At 59.7% G+C, this 18,321-nt stretch carries 19 protein-coding genes and 2 pseudogenes; 13 read left to right on the top strand and 8 right to left on the bottom strand.

Annotation, left to right across the window (positions count from 1 at the left end):
- Nucleotides 1–16: 16 nt before the first annotated feature.
- The 3 genes and pseudogenes from DOU54_RS25210 to DOU54_RS25205 all read left to right on the top strand — a co-directional run.
- A pseudogene (locus DOU54_RS25210) lies at nt 17–1,207 on the top strand (sigma-54-dependent transcriptional regulator); the annotation flags it as partial.
- A gap of 180 nt (nt 1,208–1,387) precedes the next feature.
- A pseudogene (locus DOU54_RS28575) lies at nt 1,388–1,558 on the top strand (helix-turn-helix domain-containing protein); the annotation flags it as partial.
- A gap of 176 nt (nt 1,559–1,734) precedes the next feature.
- The gene (locus DOU54_RS25205) at nt 1,735–3,639 is read left to right on the top strand and encodes a peptidoglycan L,D-endopeptidase MepK (protein ID WP_193603459.1); all 1,905 of its coding nucleotides are present in this window, start codon (nt 1,735–1,737) and stop codon (nt 3,637–3,639) included.
- Between the two features lie 81 nt (nt 3,640–3,720).
- On the opposite strand, the gene pyk is transcribed toward DOU54_RS25205, so the two are convergent.
- Both pyk and DOU54_RS25195 read right to left on the bottom strand, forming a co-directional pair.
- Nucleotides 3,721–5,160: a pyruvate kinase gene (pyk, locus tag DOU54_RS25200; RefSeq protein WP_004445813.1), complete on the bottom strand. Its 1,440-nt coding sequence runs from the start codon at nt 5,158–5,160 to the stop codon at nt 3,721–3,723.
- Nucleotides 5,160–5,546 carry a DUF1036 domain-containing protein gene (locus DOU54_RS25195; protein WP_318252556.1) on the bottom strand — a complete coding sequence of 129 codons (387 nt, stop codon included), beginning with the start codon at nt 5,544–5,546 and terminating at the stop codon, nt 5,160–5,162. The genes pyk and DOU54_RS25195 overlap by 1 nt, the downstream gene beginning before the upstream one ends.
- Before the next feature lie 292 nt (nt 5,547–5,838).
- On the opposite strand from DOU54_RS25195, the gene DOU54_RS25190 reads away from it, so the two are divergent.
- The 3 genes from DOU54_RS25190 to DOU54_RS25180 all read left to right on the top strand — a co-directional run bounded on the left by DOU54_RS25190 (nt 5,839) and on the right by DOU54_RS25180 (nt 7,353).
- Nucleotides 5,839–6,627 (top strand): N-formylglutamate amidohydrolase, encoded by a 789-nt coding sequence (locus tag DOU54_RS25190; RefSeq protein WP_004445811.1) that lies wholly within the window; start codon nt 5,839–5,841, stop codon nt 6,625–6,627.
- Between the two features lie 15 nt (nt 6,628–6,642).
- Nucleotides 6,643–6,948, top strand: coding sequence for a DUF1244 domain-containing protein (locus DOU54_RS25185; RefSeq protein WP_006697181.1), 306 nt, complete (start codon nt 6,643–6,645; stop codon nt 6,946–6,948).
- A gap of 147 nt (nt 6,949–7,095) precedes the next feature.
- Nucleotides 7,096–7,353, top strand: a complete 258-nt coding sequence (locus tag DOU54_RS25180) for a DUF2312 domain-containing protein (RefSeq protein ID WP_113732103.1) — start codon at nt 7,096–7,098, stop codon at nt 7,351–7,353.
- 68 nt (nt 7,354–7,421) lie between these two features.
- On the opposite strand, the gene DOU54_RS25175 is transcribed toward DOU54_RS25180, so the two are convergent.
- From DOU54_RS25175 to DOU54_RS25155, 5 genes are all read right to left on the bottom strand, one after another.
- On the bottom strand, nt 7,422–8,042 hold the full coding sequence (locus DOU54_RS25175; protein ID WP_034497310.1) for a tetratricopeptide repeat protein: 621 nt from the start codon (nt 8,040–8,042) through the stop codon (nt 7,422–7,424).
- 100 nt (nt 8,043–8,142) lie between these two features.
- A complete protein-coding gene (ykgO, locus tag DOU54_RS25170) occupies nt 8,143–8,268 on the bottom strand; it encodes a type B 50S ribosomal protein L36 (RefSeq protein WP_003497670.1) in 126 nt (41 codons plus the stop codon).
- Between the two features lie 146 nt (nt 8,269–8,414).
- On the bottom strand, nt 8,415–9,491 hold the full coding sequence (locus DOU54_RS25165; RefSeq protein ID WP_113732027.1) for a 5-(carboxyamino)imidazole ribonucleotide synthase: 1,077 nt from the start codon (nt 9,489–9,491) through the stop codon (nt 8,415–8,417).
- Nucleotides 9,492–9,502: 11 nt separating this feature from the next.
- Nucleotides 9,503–9,970 carry a 5-(carboxyamino)imidazole ribonucleotide mutase gene (gene purE / locus DOU54_RS25160; RefSeq protein WP_034497641.1) on the bottom strand — a complete coding sequence of 156 codons (468 nt, stop codon included), beginning with the start codon at nt 9,968–9,970 and terminating at the stop codon, nt 9,503–9,505.
- 48 nt (nt 9,971–10,018) lie between these two features.
- Nucleotides 10,019–10,222 carry a YdcH family protein gene (locus tag DOU54_RS25155; RefSeq protein ID WP_003497661.1) on the bottom strand — a complete coding sequence of 68 codons (204 nt, stop codon included), beginning with the start codon at nt 10,220–10,222 and terminating at the stop codon, nt 10,019–10,021.
- A 234-nt stretch (nt 10,223–10,456) separates the two neighbouring features.
- Here DOU54_RS25155 and DOU54_RS25150 point away from each other — a divergent pair, with 234 nt between their 5' ends.
- A complete protein-coding gene (locus tag DOU54_RS25150) occupies nt 10,457–10,633 on the top strand; it encodes a YdcH family protein (protein ID WP_003506164.1) in 177 nt (58 codons plus the stop codon).
- 102 nt (nt 10,634–10,735) lie between these two features.
- Here DOU54_RS25150 and DOU54_RS25145 read toward each other — a convergent pair whose 3' ends face one another.
- The gene (locus DOU54_RS25145; RefSeq protein ID WP_004445798.1) at nt 10,736–11,500 is read right to left on the bottom strand and encodes a sulfite exporter TauE/SafE family protein; all 765 of its coding nucleotides are present in this window, start codon (nt 11,498–11,500) and stop codon (nt 10,736–10,738) included.
- Nucleotides 11,501–11,604: 104 nt separating this feature from the next.
- Between DOU54_RS25145 and DOU54_RS25140 the strand changes: the two genes are divergently transcribed.
- The 6 genes from DOU54_RS25140 to DOU54_RS25115 all read left to right on the top strand — a co-directional run bounded on the left by DOU54_RS25140 (nt 11,605) and on the right by DOU54_RS25115 (nt 18,321).
- Entirely contained in the window at nt 11,605–12,258 is a 654-nt protein-coding gene (locus DOU54_RS25140) for a thiamine phosphate synthase (RefSeq protein ID WP_034497636.1), read from the top strand.
- An 8-nt stretch (nt 12,259–12,266) separates the two neighbouring features.
- The gene (locus DOU54_RS25135) at nt 12,267–13,367 is read left to right on the top strand and encodes a tetratricopeptide repeat protein (RefSeq protein ID WP_193603458.1); all 1,101 of its coding nucleotides are present in this window, start codon (nt 12,267–12,269) and stop codon (nt 13,365–13,367) included.
- Nucleotides 13,368–13,531: 164 nt separating this feature from the next.
- Entirely contained in the window at nt 13,532–14,332 is an 801-nt protein-coding gene (locus DOU54_RS25130) for an inositol monophosphatase family protein (protein ID WP_004445792.1), read from the top strand.
- Nucleotides 14,333–14,534: 202 nt separating this feature from the next.
- Nucleotides 14,535–15,551: a hypothetical protein gene (locus tag DOU54_RS25125; protein ID WP_037091978.1), complete on the top strand. Its 1,017-nt coding sequence runs from the start codon at nt 14,535–14,537 to the stop codon at nt 15,549–15,551.
- Nucleotides 15,552–15,553: 2 nt separating this feature from the next.
- On the top strand, nt 15,554–16,585 hold the full coding sequence (locus tag DOU54_RS25120; RefSeq protein WP_004445789.1) for a peptidoglycan -binding protein: 1,032 nt from the start codon (nt 15,554–15,556) through the stop codon (nt 16,583–16,585).
- Between the two features lie 89 nt (nt 16,586–16,674).
- Complete coding sequence (locus DOU54_RS25115) at nt 16,675–18,321, top strand: FAD-binding dehydrogenase (RefSeq protein WP_037091976.1); 1,647 nt, start codon at nt 16,675–16,677, stop codon at nt 18,319–18,321.

The following is an 18,321-nucleotide window of genomic DNA, read 5'->3' as shown; positions in this document are numbered from 1 at the left end:
GAAACCGGAGCCAAAAATGACCGCGCATGTTCTTGTGATAGACGACGATCCCGTCCAGCGCCGCCTGCTCAAAAATGCGGTGGAACGTTATGGGCACCTGGCCCTGCTTGCCGAGAACGGCAAGGCCGGCCTGGAGCTCCTCAAGCAATATAGCGGTGAAATAAATGTCGTCGTCCTCGATCTAATGATGCCGGAGATGGATGGTCTCGGTTTTCTGAAAGCCGTTGGTGAACTGGGCGTCGACGTGCCGGTCATCGTCCAGACGGGGCAGGGCGGCATCGATACGGTGGTGCAGGCAATGCGCGCCGGCGCCTTCGATTTCGTCGTCAAGCCGGTCTCACCGGAAAGGATCGGCGCCGCCATCTCCAATGCGCTCAAGCTCGACAGAAGAGAGGCAAAGGCCCGCACGGGCAGGCGCGGACGGAGCAATGCAGTGAATTTTACCGATATCGTTTCCGCAAGCCCCGCAATGCTGAGGGTGATCGAACTGGCGCAGCGCGCCGCCCAGTCCAGCATTCCCGTGGTGCTTGAGGGTGAGTCGGGCGTGGGCAAGGAAATGGTCGCCCGGGCCATCCAGTCCGCCGGCGACCGGGCGAACAAGCCCTTTATTACAGTCAATTGCGGCGCTATTCCCCATAATCTCGTGGAAAGCATTCTCTTCGGTCACGAGAAGGGCGCCTTCACCGGCGCGACGGAAAAGCACGTCGGCAAATTCATGGAAGCGGACGGTGGCACGCTGTTCCTGGACGAGATCGGCGATCTGCCGCTGGACGTGCAGGTCAAGCTGCTGCGCGCCGTCCAGCAGGGCGAAATAGAAACCGTCGGTTCCGCTCGGGTGCAGAAGGTAAATGTGCGGCTGATCTCGGCCACCAACAAGAATCTCATCGAGGAGGTCAAGGAAGGCCGCTTCCGCGAGGATCTTTATTATCGCCTCAACGTCTTTCCGATTACCATTCCCGCCTTGCGTCGCCGGAAGGAAGATATCCCCCACCTCGCACGGGTGTTTGCCGAACGTTTTTCCGCGGAGCAGAAGCTGCCCAATCCCGTCGGCCTGGATGCCAGCGCGCTGGCGCTGCTGACCGCCTATGACTGGCCCGGCAATATTCGCCAGCTTGAAAATGCCGTCTTCCGCGCCGTCGTGCTGTCGCAGGGCGGGGAACTGTCGGATGCCGATTTTCCGCAGATCGCGCTGCAACTGCCGGAATTCTCGACAGGCGATGACGCAGAGGATGTCATCCGCTCGCCATCCGGATCGTCACTGAAGCTCGCAGCCTATTCGCCACCGGCACCAGCCGTCGAAAACCACGTCGTCACGGATGAACCGGCGGATGTTTCCACCATTTACAGGGGTGGAAGCCTGATCTCCAGCACGGATGAGACAGGCAACATCCGCAAGCTGGCGGAGATCGAAGAGGAGCTTATTCGTTTCGCCCTGCGTTTCTATCGCGGGCAGATGAGTCAGGTCGCCAGAAAGCTCGGCATCGGCCGCTCGACACTTTATCGCAAGCTGAAGGATTACGGCATCGATCCCGATGATCCACTTCGAGACGTCGCATGATCGCGCAATGCACCTATTCGAGGGCAGATCGCAAAATTCGTTAACTTCTGAGCAAGGATATCCGCTTACCGTCTATAAACCTCTTGTTAGTGGCTGATTCACTATATAGAGGAAGGTTGTATGTGTGTGGCAATTTTGCCATCGTGTCACCGTATTTGACGTTCATTTGAGGCAATGTGACAGAAATTGTCTTCCAGGCGGGGATCGAATTGCCATATCTGCATCGGAATAACGCGCTTTCAGGCAAGATGGCGCGCGGCTTGATCATGGATATATGCACGAAGCTGTCGGCACGCGCTGTCACCTTTGCCTGCCTGATGCTCGCCGCAATGCCTTTCGTTGGTGTTTCGGCGACGGAAGCCGCCGCCGAAACGCGCAGTCTCAAGCTGTATTATATCCACACACGCGAGAAGGCGGTCATCACCTTCAAGCGCAATGGAAAATATGACCAGAAGGGTCTGCAGGAGCTGAACCGGTTCCTGCGCGACTGGCGTCGCAACCAGCCGACACGCATGGACCCGCGCCTTTTCGATCTCGTCTGGGAAGTCTATCGCCGCAGCGGTGCCACCGATTATATCAACGTCGTGTCGGCTTTCCGCTCGCCTGAAACCAATGGTCTTCTGCGCACGCGCACCAAGGGTGTCGCAGAAAAGAGCCAGCACATGCTGGGCAAGGCCATGGACTTTTATATCCCCGGCGTGAAACTTTCCCGGCTTCGCGAGATCGGCATGCAGATGCAGATCGGCGGCGTCGGTTTCTATCCGACATCGGGATCTCCTTTCGTGCATATGGATGTCGGCGGCGTTCGTGCCTGGCCGCGCATGAGCCGCCAGGAACTCGTCCGCATCTTCCCGAATGGCAATACGCTGCATCTTCCTTCCGATGGTAAGCCGCTTCCCGGTTATGAGCAGGCGCTTGCCGATTACAAGAAGCGCGTCAGTTCCTCTTCCATTCAGGTTGCTTCCAGTGCCGGTGCCGGTCCGGCCTCTTCGGGCGGCGGCAAGCGCAAGACCCTGTTGCAGGCCCTGTTTGGCGGCGGTGATGAGGATGAAGATCCCGATAGCATCGCAGCGCCCGAGCCCGCCGAACGTCCGGCGGTTGCTCGCCCGGCAGCTCCGCAGCAGGCGGCTCCTGAGCCCGAACCGACAATCGCCGTTGCTTCGGCCCAGGCACTTCCGGGTGTGACCGATGCCCCGTTGCCCACGGCCCGTCCCGCATTCGGCAACCAGCCGCCTGCCAATACCGGCCTTGCGACCGCGCTTTATGCGCCGGCGCGTAACGCAGCCCAGGATGCGCTGCAGGCAGCGACCACACCGACGCCCACATCCGCGCCTGCCGAGCGTCAGCAATTTGCCGATCTCGCCGAGGTTTCAGTTCCGGTGCCGACGCTTCTCGGGCCGCGTGGCATGAAGGGGGATGCCGAGGGTTCTGTTCTCACCGCTTCCGCTGACGGCGCAACGCCCGCAGCGACGGGCGAACTGGCCTCTGTTCCGGTCCCCGCCAACCGTCCGGCTGTTGCGGAAGCCCTGCTGGCGGCCGCGAATGCCGATCCGGAGGGTGAAGACGACCTCGCCGAGACGCAGCAGGACAGCCTTTCACCAACGGTGGTCGCAGCTCTGGAACAGAGCGGTCAGGCTGCCCGGTCGCAGGTTCAGTCAGCCGTCACGCCGACAGCCGCTCCTTTCCCGGCCGCCGTCAATCACAAGGTCACGGTCGCACCTGCTGAAACGGCCAAGGCAGAACCACAGCCCGGCTTCGGTGACGCTTTTGATCTGAAACCTGCCATCAATAGTGGTCTCACTGCCGGCTTGCCGACCAAGGGCGCACGCCCGAGCAAGCAGGATGCTGCGGTTTCCCACCAGGCCATGGTCGGCGGCGGGCGTTTGACACAGGACCTGATTTCGGATTGGGCGCTCAATCAGAACAAGGGCACGACCGGGCGCTCGGTCAAGGCGCCGCGGGTTGTCGCCAACCGCATGCTGAGCCACGATATGTCGGCTTCCGCGACGTCGGCAAGCTTCAAGCCGGGCGCGGTCGCCATCGAATCGAGCCGCTTCAGCACGCCGGTCAAGATGCACTGAGCCTTCATTGCCAATGCGGCCCGAGAGGCCAAAAAAAACCCGCCGGTGACGGCGGGTTTTTTTGTTCCTGACATCTGTCCGTCAGACGCCGCTCTGGCCGTCCGAGCCGATATAGGCAATACGCACCATGTTGGTCGCGCCGGGTGTGCCGAGCGGAACGCCGGCGGAGATGATGATACGGTCACCCGGTTTGCCGAAGCCTTCGGAAACGACGATGCGACAAGCGCGGTTCACCATGTCGTCCAGATCGCTGGCGTCGCCGGTGACGACGCAGTGCAGACCCCAGACAACCGACAGTCGGCGTGCGGTCTGGATGATCGGCGAGAGGGCGATGATCGGAACCTGCGGCCGCTCACGCGACGCGCGCAGACCTGTCGTGCCTGACGATGTGTAGGTGACGATTGCCGCAAGCTTCAGGGTTTCGGCAATCTGGCGGGCGGCCAGCGAAATCGCGTCGGCGCCTGTCGGTTCCGGCTGGGCGCGCTGCGCGTAGATGATGTTGGAATAATGCGGATCCTGTTCCACGGTGCTTGCGATGGAGGCCATGGTGGAAACGGCTTCGACCGGATAATCGCCAGAGGCAGACTCGGCAGAGAGCATGATCGCGTCAGCGCCTTCGAAGACGGCGGTGGCGACGTCGGACACTTCAGCGCGGGTCGGTACAGGCGCTGTTATCATCGATTCGAGCATCTGCGTGGCAACCACGACCGGCTTGCCTGCGCGGCGGCAGGCGCGGGTCAGCTGCTTCTGAATGCCGGGAACTGCTTCCAGTGGCATTTCGACGCCAAGGTCGCCACGGGCAACCATCAGGGCGTCAGAAAGCTCGATGATTTCTTCGATGCGCTCGACCGCCTGCGGCTTTTCAATCTTGGACATAAGGCCGACGCGGCCGCGTGCGATCTTGCGCACTTCAGCCAGATCCTCAGGACGCTGGACGAAGGAAAGCGCGACCCAGTCTACCTCGTTGGTTTCCAGCACGGCATCGAGGTCGACGCGGTCCTTGTCGGTGAGAACGCCGACGCCGAGCAGAGTGTCGGGCAGGCTGATACCCTTGCGGTCGGAAATGCGCGTGCCGGAAATGACCGTGGTGACGATGCTCTTGCCGTCGCTCTTTTCAGCGCGCAGATGCAGCTTGCCGTCATCGATCAGCAGGCGATGGCCCGGTTTGACCGCCTCGAGAATTTCGGGGTGCGGCAGGAAAACGCGGGTGTTGTCGCCAGGTGCGTCGTTGTTATCAAGGGTGAAGGTCTGGCCAGGTACGAGCTCGACCTTGCCTTCCGCAAATTTTCCGACGCGCAGCTTGGGACCCTGCAGGTCGGCCAGAATGCCGATGGGGCGGCCGTTGCGGCTCTCGACCGAACGGATGCGCTGAATGAGCGTCCGCATCAGGTCGTGGCTCGCATGGCTCATGTTGATCCGGAAAAGATCCGCGCCGGCGAGATGCAGCTTTTCGATCATGGCCTCATCAGAGGAGGCAGGGCCGAGAGTTGCAAGAATTTTGACTTTGCGGTTACGCTTCATCAGTTTTGATTTCCCTGTGTGCCTGGCGTATCGGAAAGCTGGACCATCCAGCTGCCCTGTCTGCCCGTGTCATATTCCTTGAAACCCATTCTCTGGAAGCTGCGGGCATAACAATCATCCACACCGGTGATCTTGAACTCGTTTTCCGCCACGCACATGTTGACGTCACCGGTCCAGCGGCCGCCATGAGCGGCATCCTCGGCATAGAGATAATAATAACGTGACTGCAGTTCACCTTCGATCAGCGTCGCGCAGGTCGAGGCGGGGACCTGCCACCAACCTTCGCTGACCCAGCCCTCCTGTGCCCGATAGCCAATTGCGACCCCCACGAGATTCTGCGTGCTGTTGCAGACGCGAAAATCCGCATACGCGGGCGCCGCGATCATGAAAGGGGTCAGAAACAATGCCGCTATGGAAAAAAGACGGGCGAGGTGCCTGATGTGGCGGGGACGAGCGAGAGATGACTGAGTCACGGCTTCCATCCGGATTCCATGGTTATAATGAACACACTTCTTGGCGTGGCCGCCCAAGAAAGTCAACGCGAGTTTAATCGATTATATTGTTCGTGGGATCGTGAGTGCGATAAGGTAGATGGCTGTTCTTCCGCCGTAACTTGCGCCCGGCCTCAAGCCATGCCATCAAGTTTCTCTCCTCAATGCTGCCCCAGAAAAATCATCGATGAACGACTTCATACCCTATGAAATCATAGAAGGCGATTATGACAAAGGCATGGTTCTGCTGGCAGACCACGCCATGAACCTTCTGCCGGCACACTACGGCAATCTTGGTCTTCCGCAAACCGCTTTTCATCGCCACATCGCATTTGATATCGGTATAGAGGGGTTAACGCGCTCGCTGGCTGCGCGCCTTGGCGTGCCGGCGGTGCTCGGGCGTTTCTCGCGGCTGCTGATCGATCCGAATCGTGGTGAGGATGATCCAACTCTCATCATGAAAATCTCGGACGGAGCGATCATCCCCGGAAACCATCCGATTTCCGACGAGGAATGGCAAAAGCGGATCGAGACTTTTCACCGGCCTTATCACAATGCCGTGGACAGCGTGCTGACCCGTGTGGCCGAGGCCTCGGAAGAAGCGCCGCTCGTCCTGTCACTGCATTCCTATACACCGTTCTGGAAGGAAACGCCGAGGCCATGGCATGCGGCGGTTCTGTGGGATACGGATCATCGCGCGGTCGATCCGCTGCTGGCGCATCTGCGCGCTACCGGCGACATTCTCGTCGGCGACAACGAACCCTATGACGGAGCACTCAAGGGCGATACCATGTATCGTCATTGTATGGCGAAGGGTATACCGCACGCACTTCTGGAGGTCAGGCAGGATCTGATCGGAAACGAGGAGGGGATCGCCGAATGGTCAGACCGGCTCGCTCCCATTTTTGCCGCAATGAATGACGATCCGGTTCTGCATGAATATCAGCTGTTCGCTTCCCGCACCGGCCCCTATTGAGCCTGGAGTTTCGCCATGACAAATGAGAACGACAACGGGCAGATCGAGTTTGAGGCGGCCGCATTCCGGCGTCTCGTCAAACATCTTCGTGAACGCCACGATGTGCAGAACATCGACCTGATGAATCTCGCGGGCTTCTGCCGCAACTGCCTTTCCAACTGGTACCGTGAAGCGGCCGAGGAAGCGGGTGTTCCGCTCAGCAAGGAAAAATCCCGGGAAATCGTCTACGGCATGCCCTATGAGGACTGGAAAGAGAAATACCAGGGCGAAGCGAGTGGCGACCAGAAAGCCGCTTTCGAGCAGAACCGGCCCAAGGAATAAGTCTTCACCGACGGAATCGACTTGACGGGACGCCTTTCAGTGGGCAGTTCACGGGCCTGAATTTTGCTGCCTGCTGGCAGCGACCGGCGAACGCCTTGCCAGTTTGAATGAACAAGGCCCACATGCGGGCCGCCAATGAAGGATGATATGATGGACGAAAACAGCACCACCGAAACCGTCGCCGCCGCCGAACTGCGTCAGTTCATCGAGCGCGTCGAGCGCCTCGAAGAAGAAAAGGCTGCTATTCAGGGTGATATCAAGGATGTCATGGGCGAAGCGAAGGGGCGTGGGTACGATACCAAGGCCATCCGCACCATCATTCGCCTGCGCAAGAAGGATGCCAACGAGCGCATCGAGGAAGAAACGATTCTTCAGACTTATATGGCCGCGCTCGGCATGGAATGATCGGCTGAAAATGCCTCAATGAAAAATCGCCGCTTCTGCGGCGATTTTTGTTTAAACTGCCCTCGACATCAGCCGCGCGTGCCAGCCAGCTTTTCTGAAAGGTCGATGGCTTCCTTGCGGGCATCCTTGTCTGCAGGATAAAGCGCCAGATAACGCTCCCAGGCTTTTAGCGCCAGCTCGTCGCGGCCGGAGGCTTCGAGGATGTTGGCCAGGCTTGCGAGGGCAGGGAAATAGCGCGGCTCTTTTTCCAGCGTCAGGTTGATATCTGCCATTGCCTTGCGGGTGTCGCCATCGGCGAAATGGACCATGGCGCGGCGATAGGGCGCCTGCACATAGTCGGGATCGAGCAAAACAACCTGGTCGAGAAAATCGTAAGCGGCGGCGTTGCGCTTTTCGTCGGCAGCTTCGCCTGCCCATTGCATCAGGAGATTGATCGTTGCGCTGCCGGAATCATTCCATTCGGAGGCGATCTGGTTGGCGATGCTGCGCGCCTTGACCGCATTCCGTTCCTTTTTCAGCGAAGCGAAAAGCGTGTCGATTGTCTTGGCGGGTGATGGCGCCGATTCGACAGCGACAGCTGGCTTTCCGTCTGCCGCCTGGGCAACAGCAGCCGTTCCCGCAAACGCGAGGCTTGAGACCATGAAGCCCTGAGCAATAATGAGAGCGGTGCAAAAACGATTTGGGCGCATGGGTTAAAGCTTAACCCGACTGCGCCCAATATCAAATGCAAACTTCTGGTCTGTCAACAAAGTGATCCGCGATCTGATCGCGAACCGCAGTCGCAGTCAATCAGCCCTGACGAGCCTTGAAGCGCGGGTTCTGCTTGTTGATGATGTAGACGCGGCCCTTGCGGCGAACCAGGCGGTTATCGCGATGACGGGCCTTAAGCGCTTTAAGCGAATTCTTGATCTTCATTTTACTGGTCCGCAGTTTTGCACGGTTAGTGCCGTGCTATTCAAACAATCAAAAGCGCGCAACGGGGCGCGCTCTTTTCGGTTGGCAGGCAGATACCTGTTTGAGCCCTGCCTGTCAACACTTGCCCGCGTCTTTGCCTTAAAAGACTAGGCTTTTCCTGTGTGCAGAAGCTGCGTCACGTGGCCCATCTTGCGGCCCGGCCGTGCTTCCGTCTTGCCGTAGAGGTGGACGAGACAATCTTTTTTCGACAGCCATGCCGGTACGTCGTTGATGTCATCGCCGATCAGATTGGTCATGATGCAGTCGGAATGGCGATCAGTGTTGCCGGGGTTAAGGCCCGATACGGCTCGGATATGCTGTTCGAATTGCGAGATCACACAGGCCGCCTCCGTCCAGTGGCCAGTATTGTGCACGCGGGGCGCCATTTCATTGGCGACCAGCGATCCATCCGGCAGGACGAAAAACTCAATGCCGATAACGCCGACGTAATCCAGAGCGGCCAGGAGCTTTTCCGCCGATTGCACGGCAATACCCCTTGCGGCATCCGAAAGTGCGGCCGGCACGGTGGATGTGTGCAGGATGCCGTTCAGATGAACGTTCTCGGCCGGATCGTAACAGGTCACAGTCCCGTCCCGGAAACGGGCGGCGATGATCGAAATTTCGCGTTCGAAGGCGATGAAGCTTTCAAGAATCAGGGGCACGCCGCCAAGCGCTGCAAACGCGCCCGCGAGGTCTTCGCCATCCCGGAAGAGGCGCTGGCCCTTGCCGTCATAACCCATGCGACGGGTTTTCAGCACACCTTTGCCGCCAAAGGCGGCCAGCGCGGCTTCCAGTTCTTCCTGGCTATCCACGGCGCGGAAATCGGCGGTTGGAATGCCGCAATCGTTGAGGAAGCGTTTTTCCGTCAAGCGATCCTGTGAGGCGCTGAGCGCCTGTGCCGGCGGATAAACGGGAACCGAGGCGCTGAGTTTTTCTGCCGCGGCGACGGGCACGTTCTCGAACTCGTAGGTCACGACATCACAGCGGCTTGCGAGTTGCGCAAGTGCTTTTTCGTCATCATATGCTGCCACGATCTGGTCGTTGCAGGCCTGTGCCGCGGGACAATCCGCCTGCGGCTCCAGCACGATGGTACGGTGGTTGAGACGCGCCGCGGCCATCGCCAGCATGCGGCCGAGTTGCCCGCCACCGATGATGCCGATGGTGAGGTTGGTTGTCTTTGCCATGTCGTTTGTCGTCACTGGGCGCTGTCCATGGGGTATTCCGCGACAGCCGCCGACTGGCGCGCACGCCAGGCGTCCAGACGATCGGCAAGGTCTTCATCGCCAAGCGCCAGCACCGCGGCCGCGAGAAGGGCCGCATTGATCGCGCCGGCCTTGCCGATCGCGAGCGTGCCGACAGGGATGCCGGCGGGCATCTGCACGATGGAATAGAGGCTGTCCTGACCGGACATGGTCTTCGATTGGACCGGAACGCCGAAGACCGGAAGCGGCGTCATGGCAGCTGTCATGCCCGGCAGATGTGCAGCGCCGCCGGCGCCCGCAATAATGACCTTGAAGCCTTCGTCTTTCGCGCCGTTGGCGAAATCGTAAAGCCGGTCAGGGGTGCGATGGGCGGAAATGATGCGGGCTTCGTATTCGATGTCGAGCGCATCCAGCGTGTCGGCAGCGTTCTTCATGGTCTCCCAGTCGGACTGGCTGCCCATGATGATGGCGACGGGGGGCGTTTCTGCTGTCACGTAATGTCTCCGGGCTCAGGCGATGATATCGGGAATGACCTGATCTTCCAGCTGGGTCATCTTGTCCTTGACGGCCAGCTTCTTCTTTTTCATGCGTTGTATCCGCAGCGCGTCGCAGCTGGTCTGGATCATCGCATTGATCGCCGCGTCATAATCCTCATGCTCCTGGCGCAGCCGCGCCAGCGTGAGCCTGATGTCCGCCTGGTCCTGATCGGGCATCTTGTCATCCCCATTTTATGCCAGCCGGATAGCCTCCGGCGCGTATGTGATCGTTCACGAGGCTCTATCATCAAATCGCGGTAACGGGAAGTTATCCGTTGCGACCAAATTGCCCACTTATTGCCTTCATTTCGCCTTCGACAAGCCGATCGATCCGTGTCACATTGTCGTCGCAAACCTGAAACTCCAGCGATGGAGAGCTGGAGGTAGGTTCAAAAAGGAAGGACGTGCCGCATGACCATTCAGGCTCATATTGCATCGCTCGAAAAGAAACACGGTGCTCTGGAGGAGGAGCTCGAAAGTATTCTTGCTTCCCCGTCGTCTGACGATAGAGAGATCGCGGACCTTAAACGTCGTAAACTGCGCCTGAAGGATGAACTCCAGAGGCTCAAAGCCTCCACAAGACATTGATTTATGGCAGATCGCTGGCCCTCGATGAATGAGGGGTCGGCGGTCTGACCCTTTCGAGCTCTGGCGGCGAAAACCTGCTGCCAGAGCTTTTTTATTGCCGTATTAGAACGGCAGTCCGTCCCACAGCAGTTTCAGTGCCGCAATCAACGCCATGGCATACATCAGCGGGTAAAACACGGATGGTTTAAGGTATTTCACCACTCTTGCACCGGCCAGCGTCGCCAGCATCGCGACGGGCAGCAGACTTGCCGATGTCTTGAGGTTGGTGGCGTCGAGCGCGCCAAGTGCGAAATAGGGTATGAGCTTGATCGCATTCATGATGGCGAAGAAGCGCACGCTCATGCCGGTATAGGTCTTCGGATCGAGTTTCAGCGGCAGAACGTAGATCTGGAAGGGCGGTCCACCCGCATGGGCCACGAAACTCGCATAACCGGACAGGCTGGACCAGAGCGTGGCGGCGGCCGGCCTTTGCGGTTTTGCCGGAATTTCCTGACCGTTGCGGCTTTTGAAACTCTCATAAAAGTAACGCAACACGAACAGGATCGTGACCGAGGCGACGACGAGACGCATGGCATCTGCGGAGATCATGCTCGAAGTTGCCCAGCCGAGCGCAATGCCGGCGATTGCCCCCGGCAGCATGACAAGGAGCGTCTGGCGATGGTTGTAGTGCCGCCAGGCGAAGAGCGCGACAATATCCATGACGATCAGGATCGGCAGGAATATCGCCGCCGCCTGCACGGGCGATACGGCAAGCGCCATCAGTGGCACGCCCATCAGCGCCAGCGCGCCGCCCAGTCCCCCTTTGGAAAGGCCGACGAGAACCACTGCGGGAATGGCGACGAGATAAAAATGAAAATCGGTCAGCATGGATGTATGGTTGATCCTTTCGCCGGTCCGGTTTATCGGATTTGTCATATGAAAACGAGTGCAGATCGCGTCGGAAGCGTCGTCTGCCTGAAATGGACGAAACGATGAGCATTGTTGAAGACCGTTGCCGCCTTGTCCTGATCGTCCCGCAATCGGACGATGCGCAAAAGCAGGCGGCAGATGTGGAAGCCGCGCTGCGGGGAGGCGATGTCGCTTCGGTCATCATTCCGCAATACGGTCTGGATGACGCCGCTTTCCAGAAACGCGCCGAACTGATCGTACCCCTCGTGCAGGCGTCGGGTGCCGCAGCGCTCATTGCCGGTGACAGCCGTGTCGCCGGCCGGGTGAAGGCGGACGGGCTGCATGTGGTCGGTAACGCCGAGGCGCTTTCGGAGGCTGTGGAAAAATTCACCCCGAAACTGATCGTCGGCGGCGGAAATGCCGATGACCGCCACAAGGCGCTGGAGCAGGGCGAGGCCAATCCGGATTACGTGTTTTTCGGGAAGCTCGAAGGCGACATCAAGCCCGAGGCGCATCCCAAGAACCTGGCGCTCGGTGAGTGGTGGGCGTCGATGATCGAAATCCCCGCCATCGTCATGGGTGGCACGGACCTCTCGTCCGTGGTTGCCGTGGCGGAGACGGGCGTGGAGTTCGTGGCTATGCGCAGCGGCGTTTTCGATAATGTCGGTGGCGCCGCCCAGGCCGTTTCTGAAATCAACGCTTTGCTTGACGAAAAAGCGCCACGGTTTGACGGTTGATACAGGCGATGATCATGCGCTCGCTTCATTTCTGCCTCTCTGTTTCGCTGCTGGCGTTTGCTTTCGCCGCGCCGGCGGGTGTCGCTCTTGCTCAATCCGGGCCGCAGAGTGAAAACAATGCGCTTTCCCGAAAGCTGGAAAATGAGGCTCAGCCGACCCGTCAGGGCAGGGTGCAATCTGAAGAGCAGAAGGACTTGCAGCCCTCAGCCGGCGTGAACGTCTATCAGCGCATGGGTGCGGATCTGCCGGCACTGCCGCCTGAGAAGGAATTCAAGGGCCGGGTGGATGAGGCCTATGGCCATTTCCAGCGCGGCGAATATGTGCAGGCGCTTGATAAGGCGCTGAACCGTGCGCAGAACGGTGACGCACCCGCCCAGACGCTGGTGGCGGAAATGATGTCGCGCGGACTTGGCATTGCGCGTGACGAGAAAACAGCCGCGTTCTGGTATCAGCAGGCCGCACAGGGCGGCGATCCCGTCGCCATGTTCAAATTTGCCCTTATCCTGATGGAAGGAAAGTTCGTTACGCGCGACAAGGCGAAGGCCGATGATTTCATGCGTCGTGCAGCGGAAGCCGGCAACGCCTCTGCCCAGTTCAACTGGGGCCAGATATTGGTTTCGGAAAATCCGGGCGCCAAGGGTCTGCTGATGGCTTTGCCCTTCTATGAAAAATCCGCCGAACAGGGCATTGCCGATGCGCAATATGCGGTATCGCAAATTTACTGGTCCGTGAAGGATGTGCCTGCCGAGAAAAAGGCAAAGGCGCGCGACTGGTTGATGCGCGCCGCAAAGGCCGGCTATGACACTGCACAGGTCGATCTCGGTATCTGGCTGGTCAACGGATTTGGTGGCGAGCGTAATCTCGACGAAGGCTTCCGCTGGCTCTATGGCGCAGCACAGCGCGGTAATGTCGTGGCGCAGAACAAGGTTGCGCATCTCTATATTCAGGCACTCGGTACCCGGCCTGATCCGGTTGAGGCAGCCAAATGGTACGTGCTTTCCCGCCGCGCCGGATTGAAGGATCCGTCTCTCGAGGACTTCTATCTCGGCATCAATGACGAGCAGCAGAAGAAGGCGATCGAGGCCGCCAATCGTTTCCGTCCGACCTGATGGAAGGGTTGCGTTCCCTGGCCGCGGTTGACCCATGGGCTTTTTACCTTGAATTTCCGCGCGTTTTGTGGTCTTGAACCGCAAACTTTCAATTCAAGAAAATAATGACGTGCCTGCCCGGTGAGCTTCCGGGCGGTTCGCAAGCTTTCCAGGAAAAAACATCGATGGCCCGTTCAGCCCTTCTCAATGTCATGGTTCAGGCCGCCATCAAGGCGGGTAAGTCTTTGTCGCGTGACTTCGGTGAAGTGCAGAACCTGCAGGTCTCGGTCAAGGGACCGAGCGACTTCGTTTCGCAGGCGGATCTGAAGGCCGAGAAGATCGTGCGCGAGGAGCTGATGAAGGCGCGCCCGACCTATGATTTCCTGGGTGAAGAAGGCGGCGAGGAAAAGGGAACCGATGGTGCACATCGCTGGATCGTCGATCCGCTCGATGGCACGACCAACTTCCTGCACGGCATTCCGCATTTTGCGGTTTCCATCGCGCTTGAGCGTAACGGCGAAGTCGTCGCCGGTGTGATCTTCAATCCTGCCACCGACGAACTCTACACCGCCGAGCGCGGCGGCGGCGCGTTCCTCAACGATCGCCGCATCCGCGTTGCCGCGCGCAAGGCGCTGACGGATTGCGTCATCGGCTGCGGCGTGCCGCATCTCGGCCGCGGCAACCACGGCAAGTTCCTGGTCGAGCTTCGTCACGTCATGGGGGAGGCTGCAGGCATCCGTCGCATGGGTGCGGCGTCGCTCGATCTCGCCTACGTTGCCGCTGGCCGTCTCGACGGTTACTGGGAAGCCGATCTTTCGCCGTGGGACATGGCGGCCGGCCTCGTGCTGATTCGGGAAGCCGGTGGTTTCGCCTCCGACATCAAGGGCGGCACCGATATCTTCGGCAGCAGTTCCGTTGCTGCAGGCAACGAATATATCCACAAGGCGCTCGTTGAGGTGGCCAACCGTCCTATTCCGGGCCGCTGATTGGTTTTCAGCAGAAAACCTGCCGTTTTCTGCAAGTTTTCGATGCCCGGCGAATGTTCGCCGGGCGTTTTTGTTTTCCCTCGCCCGGCTCCATGCCTTCTTTCGTGAAAAGCCTGTGACGAAAGACCGGCTTTTCGCTTCAAATCGTCGCAATTTTCAAATAGCTTCCGCTGGATAGCTGACCAAAGGGAATGCGAACGTTATGGCGGATTCGGAGCTGCTCGATCTTGGCGTCGAGAAACCGGTGACCACACGGGAATACAGCCACAAGCTGTCCAGCCCCACACCGTTTCTCTGGACGATGGTTCTGTTTCTGATCCTCGTCGGTTTTCTGGCAGCGATTCTCTATCGGCAGGCGCACACCGCCTTCATGACCAATCCGGGGCTCAACGGCTTCATTCTCGGTGTGCTCGCCATCGGCATCATTCTGGTGTTTACGCAGACGATGAGCCTGCGTGCGGAAGTCCGCTGGTTCAACGCCTTTCGTGCCGCCGGCAGCGTCGAAAAGGTCGGTCGCGCGCCCAAACTGCTTGCGCCGATGAGCACGCTGATCGGCAAGCGTGGTGAAGTCCGCCTTTCTGCCGTTACGCAACGCACGATCCTCGATTCCATCGCAACGCGCCTCGACGAGACGCGTGATACTTCGCGTTATCTCGTCGGCTTGCTGGTATTTCTCGGCCTGCTCGGCACCTTCTGGGGCCTTATCGGCACCATTGGCGCCATCAGCAACGTCATCCAGTCTCTCGACCCAAGCGCCGGTGACAGCAATGATATTCTCGGTTCGCTTAAGGCCGGTCTCACCGCGCCGCTGGCGGGTATGGGAACGGCCTTTTCCTCGTCACTGCTCGGTCTTTCCGGTTCGCTTATTCTCGGTTTTCTCGATCTTCAGGCCGGCCGCGCCCAGAACCGTTTCTACACCCAACTCGAAAACTGGCTTTCCTCGGTGACGGATACGACGGACGCCCCAAGGGAGTCCCGGGGCGACGCAGGGGCCGTGGTGAGCACCGAGCGTTCGCTCGCGGCCATGACCAGTCTTGCCGAAGGCATTCAGGGTCTGGTCAAGAACATGCGCAGCGAACAGCAGATGTTGCGCGACTGGATCGAGGCGCAACAGGAGGAATCCAAATCGCTCCGCCGCACGCTCGACCGGCTTTCGGCGCGGATTGACAGCGATACGAAGTCTTCCGGACGCACCCGGCACGATAACGGGAGCGAATAGCCATGGCGCTTGCGCGCAACCGCCGCCGCGACAGGGGTGTGGATTATTGGCCGGGCTTCGTCGATGCGCTGTCGACGCTGCTGATGGCCATCATGTTTTTGCTGACGGTCTTCGTGCTCGCGCAATTCGTGCTGTCGCGTGAGATTACCGGCAAGGACGAGGTGCTGACGCGTCTCAACAGCCAGATTGCCGAATTGACCGAACTTCTGGCCATGGAAAAGGGCAACAAGCAGGATGTGGAGGACGCCTTGGCGAGCCTGCAATCCACTCTTGCCGCGTCTGAGAATGAACGGTCGCGGCTGCAGGCACTGCTCGACGCTGGCTCCGGCAACAATGCCAGCGCCAACGCCCGTATCGGCAGTCTCACCGGTGAACTGGACGAGCAGCGGCAGGCCAATTCCCGCGCCTCCGCGCAGATCGAGTTGCTCAACCAGCAGATTGCGGCGCTGAGGGCGCAGATTGCCTCGGTCGAAGCCGCGCTGCAGGCTTCGGAAGCCAAGGATGCCTCTTCTCAGGTCAAGATCGCCGATCTCGGCCGCCGCCTCAATGTCGCGCTGGCGCAGCGGGTGCAGGAACTGAACCGCTATCGGTCCGACTTCTTCGGGCGGTTGCGCGAAATTCTGTCCGATCGTGAAAACATCCGCATCGTCGGCGACCGATTTGTCTTCCAATCCGAAGTGCTCTTCCCTTCCGGCGGCAATGAACTCAATCCGGAAGGGCAAGCGGAAATGGCGAAGCTCGCAACCGCGCTGCTTGATCTCGCAAAGGAAATCCCGGCGGAGATCAACTGGGTCCTGCGCGTCGATGGCCATACGGATAATGTCCAGCTGTCCGGCTCCGGCCGCTACCGCGACAATTGGGAACTCTCCTCGGCCCGTGCCACTTCGGTTGTGAAGTTCCTGATCTCCAAGGGCGTGCCGGCAAACCGTCTGGTCGCTGCCGGCTTTGGAGAATATCAGCCGATTGCAGAAGGTGACTCACCGGAGGCACGGCAGCAGAACCGCCGTATCGAACTCAAGCTGACCGAGCGCTGAAATCGCGGACCGCATCTGGGCGGTTGCCTTCCGACGAAAGTAAACTTACGTTCGCGTAAAAGTAATTCCGTCATATCTGGGAGGGGCTGATGGAACGCTATGATGTGATCGTTGTCGGGGCGGGGCTTGCCGGGCTGGTTGCGGCAACGGAGGCTGCCGCGCGAGGTCTCAGCGTCTGCGTGGTTGATCAGGAGGGTGAGCAGAACCTGGGCGGACAGGCCTTCTGGTCGCTTGGCGGCCTGTTTTTCATCGATAGCCCAGAACAACGTCGGATGCGCGTGCGAGACAGTCTCGACCTTGCGAGGCAGGACTGGTTCGGTTCGGCCGGTTTTGATCGCCCGGAAGATCACTGGCCGCGTCGCTGGGCGGAGGCCTATCTCGATTTTGCTGCCGGTGAGAAGCGGGAATGGCTGCACCGCATGGGTATGCGCTGGTTTCCCGTTGTCGGCTGGGCCGAGCGTGGCGGCGGTTTGGCCGATGGCCATGGCAATTCTGTTCCACGCTTCCATGTCACCTGGGGCACAGGCCCCGGGGTGCTTGCTCCCTTCGTTAAAAAGGCAAAGCTGATCGCGGCGGATGGGCGGCTATCCTTCCGCTTCCGCCACCGGGTTGATCGGCTGGATATCGCCGATGGCCGGGTGACCGGCGTTTCCGGCGCGGTTCTTGCAAGCGATCCGGTGCAACGCGGAGAGGAGAGCAGCCGGGAAGAGCAGGGCGAATTCAGTCTTTCCGCTGCTGCGGTCATTGTCAGTTCCGGCGGCATCGGCGGAAATCAGGAGCTGGTACGGCGCAACTGGCCCGTGGAACGACTGGGCCAGCCGCCGCAAAACATGGTTTGCGGTGTGCCGGCGCATGTGGACGGCCGCATGATCGCCATCACCGAGGCGGCGGGTGGCGGGGTCATCAACCGTGACCGCATGTGGCATTACACCGAGGGTGTCAAAAACCACGACCCGATCTGGCCAGGTCACGGCATCCGCATTCTGCCCGGTCCTTCGTCCTTCTGGTGCGATGCGAATGGTGACCGGCTTCATGCGCCGGCCATGCCTGGCTTTGATACGCTTGGCACACTGAAGATGCTGGGTGAACGTGGCAGCGGTTACAGCTGGTTCATTCTGACCAAAGCGATCATCAAGAAGGAGTTCGCGCTTTCAGGTTCGGAGCAGAATCCTGATTTGACGGGCAAGAACATGCGCCTGTTGCTGAAAAGGTTGGGAAAGGAGCCGCCTGGACCCGTGCGGGCTTTCATGGAACGGGGCGAGGATTTCGCCGTTCGTGATACGCTGGAAGAATTGGTGCCTGCGATGAACGCCATCGCCGGAAATGATCGTCTGAACACCAACCACATCCGCCGGCAGATCGAAGCGCGCGACCGTGAGATTGAAAACGGCTTTAGCAAGGATACGCAGGTAACGGCGATCCACGGTGCGCGCCGTTACCTCGGTGACCGGCTGATGCGAACGGCGAAACCGCATCGCCTGCTCGATCCTGCCATGGGGCCTTTGATTGCCGTGCGTCTGCATGTGCTGACGCGCAAGACCCTGGGCGGCCTGCACACCGACCTTGAGACGAGGGTGCTGGACGCCGGCGGTGAGCCGGTGCCGGGGCTTTATGCCGCTGGCGAGGTGGCTGGTTTCGGCGGTGGCGGCATGCATGGATATAACGCGCTTGAAGGCACTTTCCTCGGAGGATGCCTGTTTTCCGGGCGCGTTGCGGGGCGCAGTGTGCTGACGTAA

Origin of the sequence: Agrobacterium sp. MS2, from assembly GCF_003261015.1 — a bacterium.
In the GTDB taxonomy this organism is placed as follows: Bacteria; Pseudomonadota; Alphaproteobacteria; order Rhizobiales; family Rhizobiaceae; genus Agrobacterium; species Agrobacterium pusense.
Note: the sequence above shows the minus strand (reverse complement) of the source record. Positions and strands in the feature narration are given on the sequence as shown.

Coding starts and splice junctions, on each gene's coding strand:
- DOU54_RS25175 (WP_034497310.1), bottom strand. CDS start 8,042: ATGCGCCCAAATCGTTTTTGCACCGCTCTCATTATTGCTCAGGGCTTC.
- DOU54_RS25150 (WP_003506164.1), top strand. CDS start 10,457: ATGACCATTCAGGCTCATATTGCATCGCTCGAAAAGAAACACGGTGCT.
- DOU54_RS25155 (WP_003497661.1), bottom strand. CDS start 10,222: ATGCCCGATCAGGACCAGGCGGACATCAGGCTCACGCTGGCGCGGCTG.
- DOU54_RS25125 (WP_037091978.1), top strand. CDS start 14,535: ATGGCGGATTCGGAGCTGCTCGATCTTGGCGTCGAGAAACCGGTGACC.
- DOU54_RS25180 (WP_113732103.1), top strand. CDS start 7,096: ATGATGGACGAAAACAGCACCACCGAAACCGTCGCCGCCGCCGAACTG.
- DOU54_RS25140 (WP_034497636.1), top strand. CDS start 11,605: ATGAGCATTGTTGAAGACCGTTGCCGCCTTGTCCTGATCGTCCCGCAA.
- DOU54_RS25190 (WP_004445811.1), top strand. CDS start 5,839: ATGAACGACTTCATACCCTATGAAATCATAGAAGGCGATTATGACAAA.
- DOU54_RS25185 (WP_006697181.1), top strand. CDS start 6,643: ATGACAAATGAGAACGACAACGGGCAGATCGAGTTTGAGGCGGCCGCA.
- pyk (WP_004445813.1), bottom strand. CDS start 5,160: ATGAAGCGTAACCGCAAAGTCAAAATTCTTGCAACTCTCGGCCCTGCC.
- DOU54_RS25120 (WP_004445789.1), top strand. CDS start 15,554: ATGGCGCTTGCGCGCAACCGCCGCCGCGACAGGGGTGTGGATTATTGG.
- DOU54_RS25130 (WP_004445792.1), top strand. CDS start 13,532: ATGGCCCGTTCAGCCCTTCTCAATGTCATGGTTCAGGCCGCCATCAAG.
- purE (WP_034497641.1), bottom strand. CDS start 9,970: ATGGGCAGCCAGTCCGACTGGGAGACCATGAAGAACGCTGCCGACACG.
- DOU54_RS25165 (WP_113732027.1), bottom strand. CDS start 9,491: ATGGCAAAGACAACCAACCTCACCATCGGCATCATCGGTGGCGGGCAA.
- DOU54_RS25115 (WP_037091976.1), top strand. CDS start 16,675: ATGGAACGCTATGATGTGATCGTTGTCGGGGCGGGGCTTGCCGGGCTG.
- DOU54_RS25135 (WP_193603458.1), top strand. CDS start 12,267: ATGATCATGCGCTCGCTTCATTTCTGCCTCTCTGTTTCGCTGCTGGCG.
- ykgO (WP_003497670.1), bottom strand. CDS start 8,268: ATGAAGATCAAGAATTCGCTTAAAGCGCTTAAGGCCCGTCATCGCGAT.
- DOU54_RS25195 (WP_318252556.1), bottom strand. CDS start 5,546: ATGATCGCGGCGCCCGCGTATGCGGATTTTCGCGTCTGCAACAGCACG.
- DOU54_RS25145 (WP_004445798.1), bottom strand. CDS start 11,500: ATGCTGACCGATTTTCATTTTTATCTCGTCGCCATTCCCGCAGTGGTT.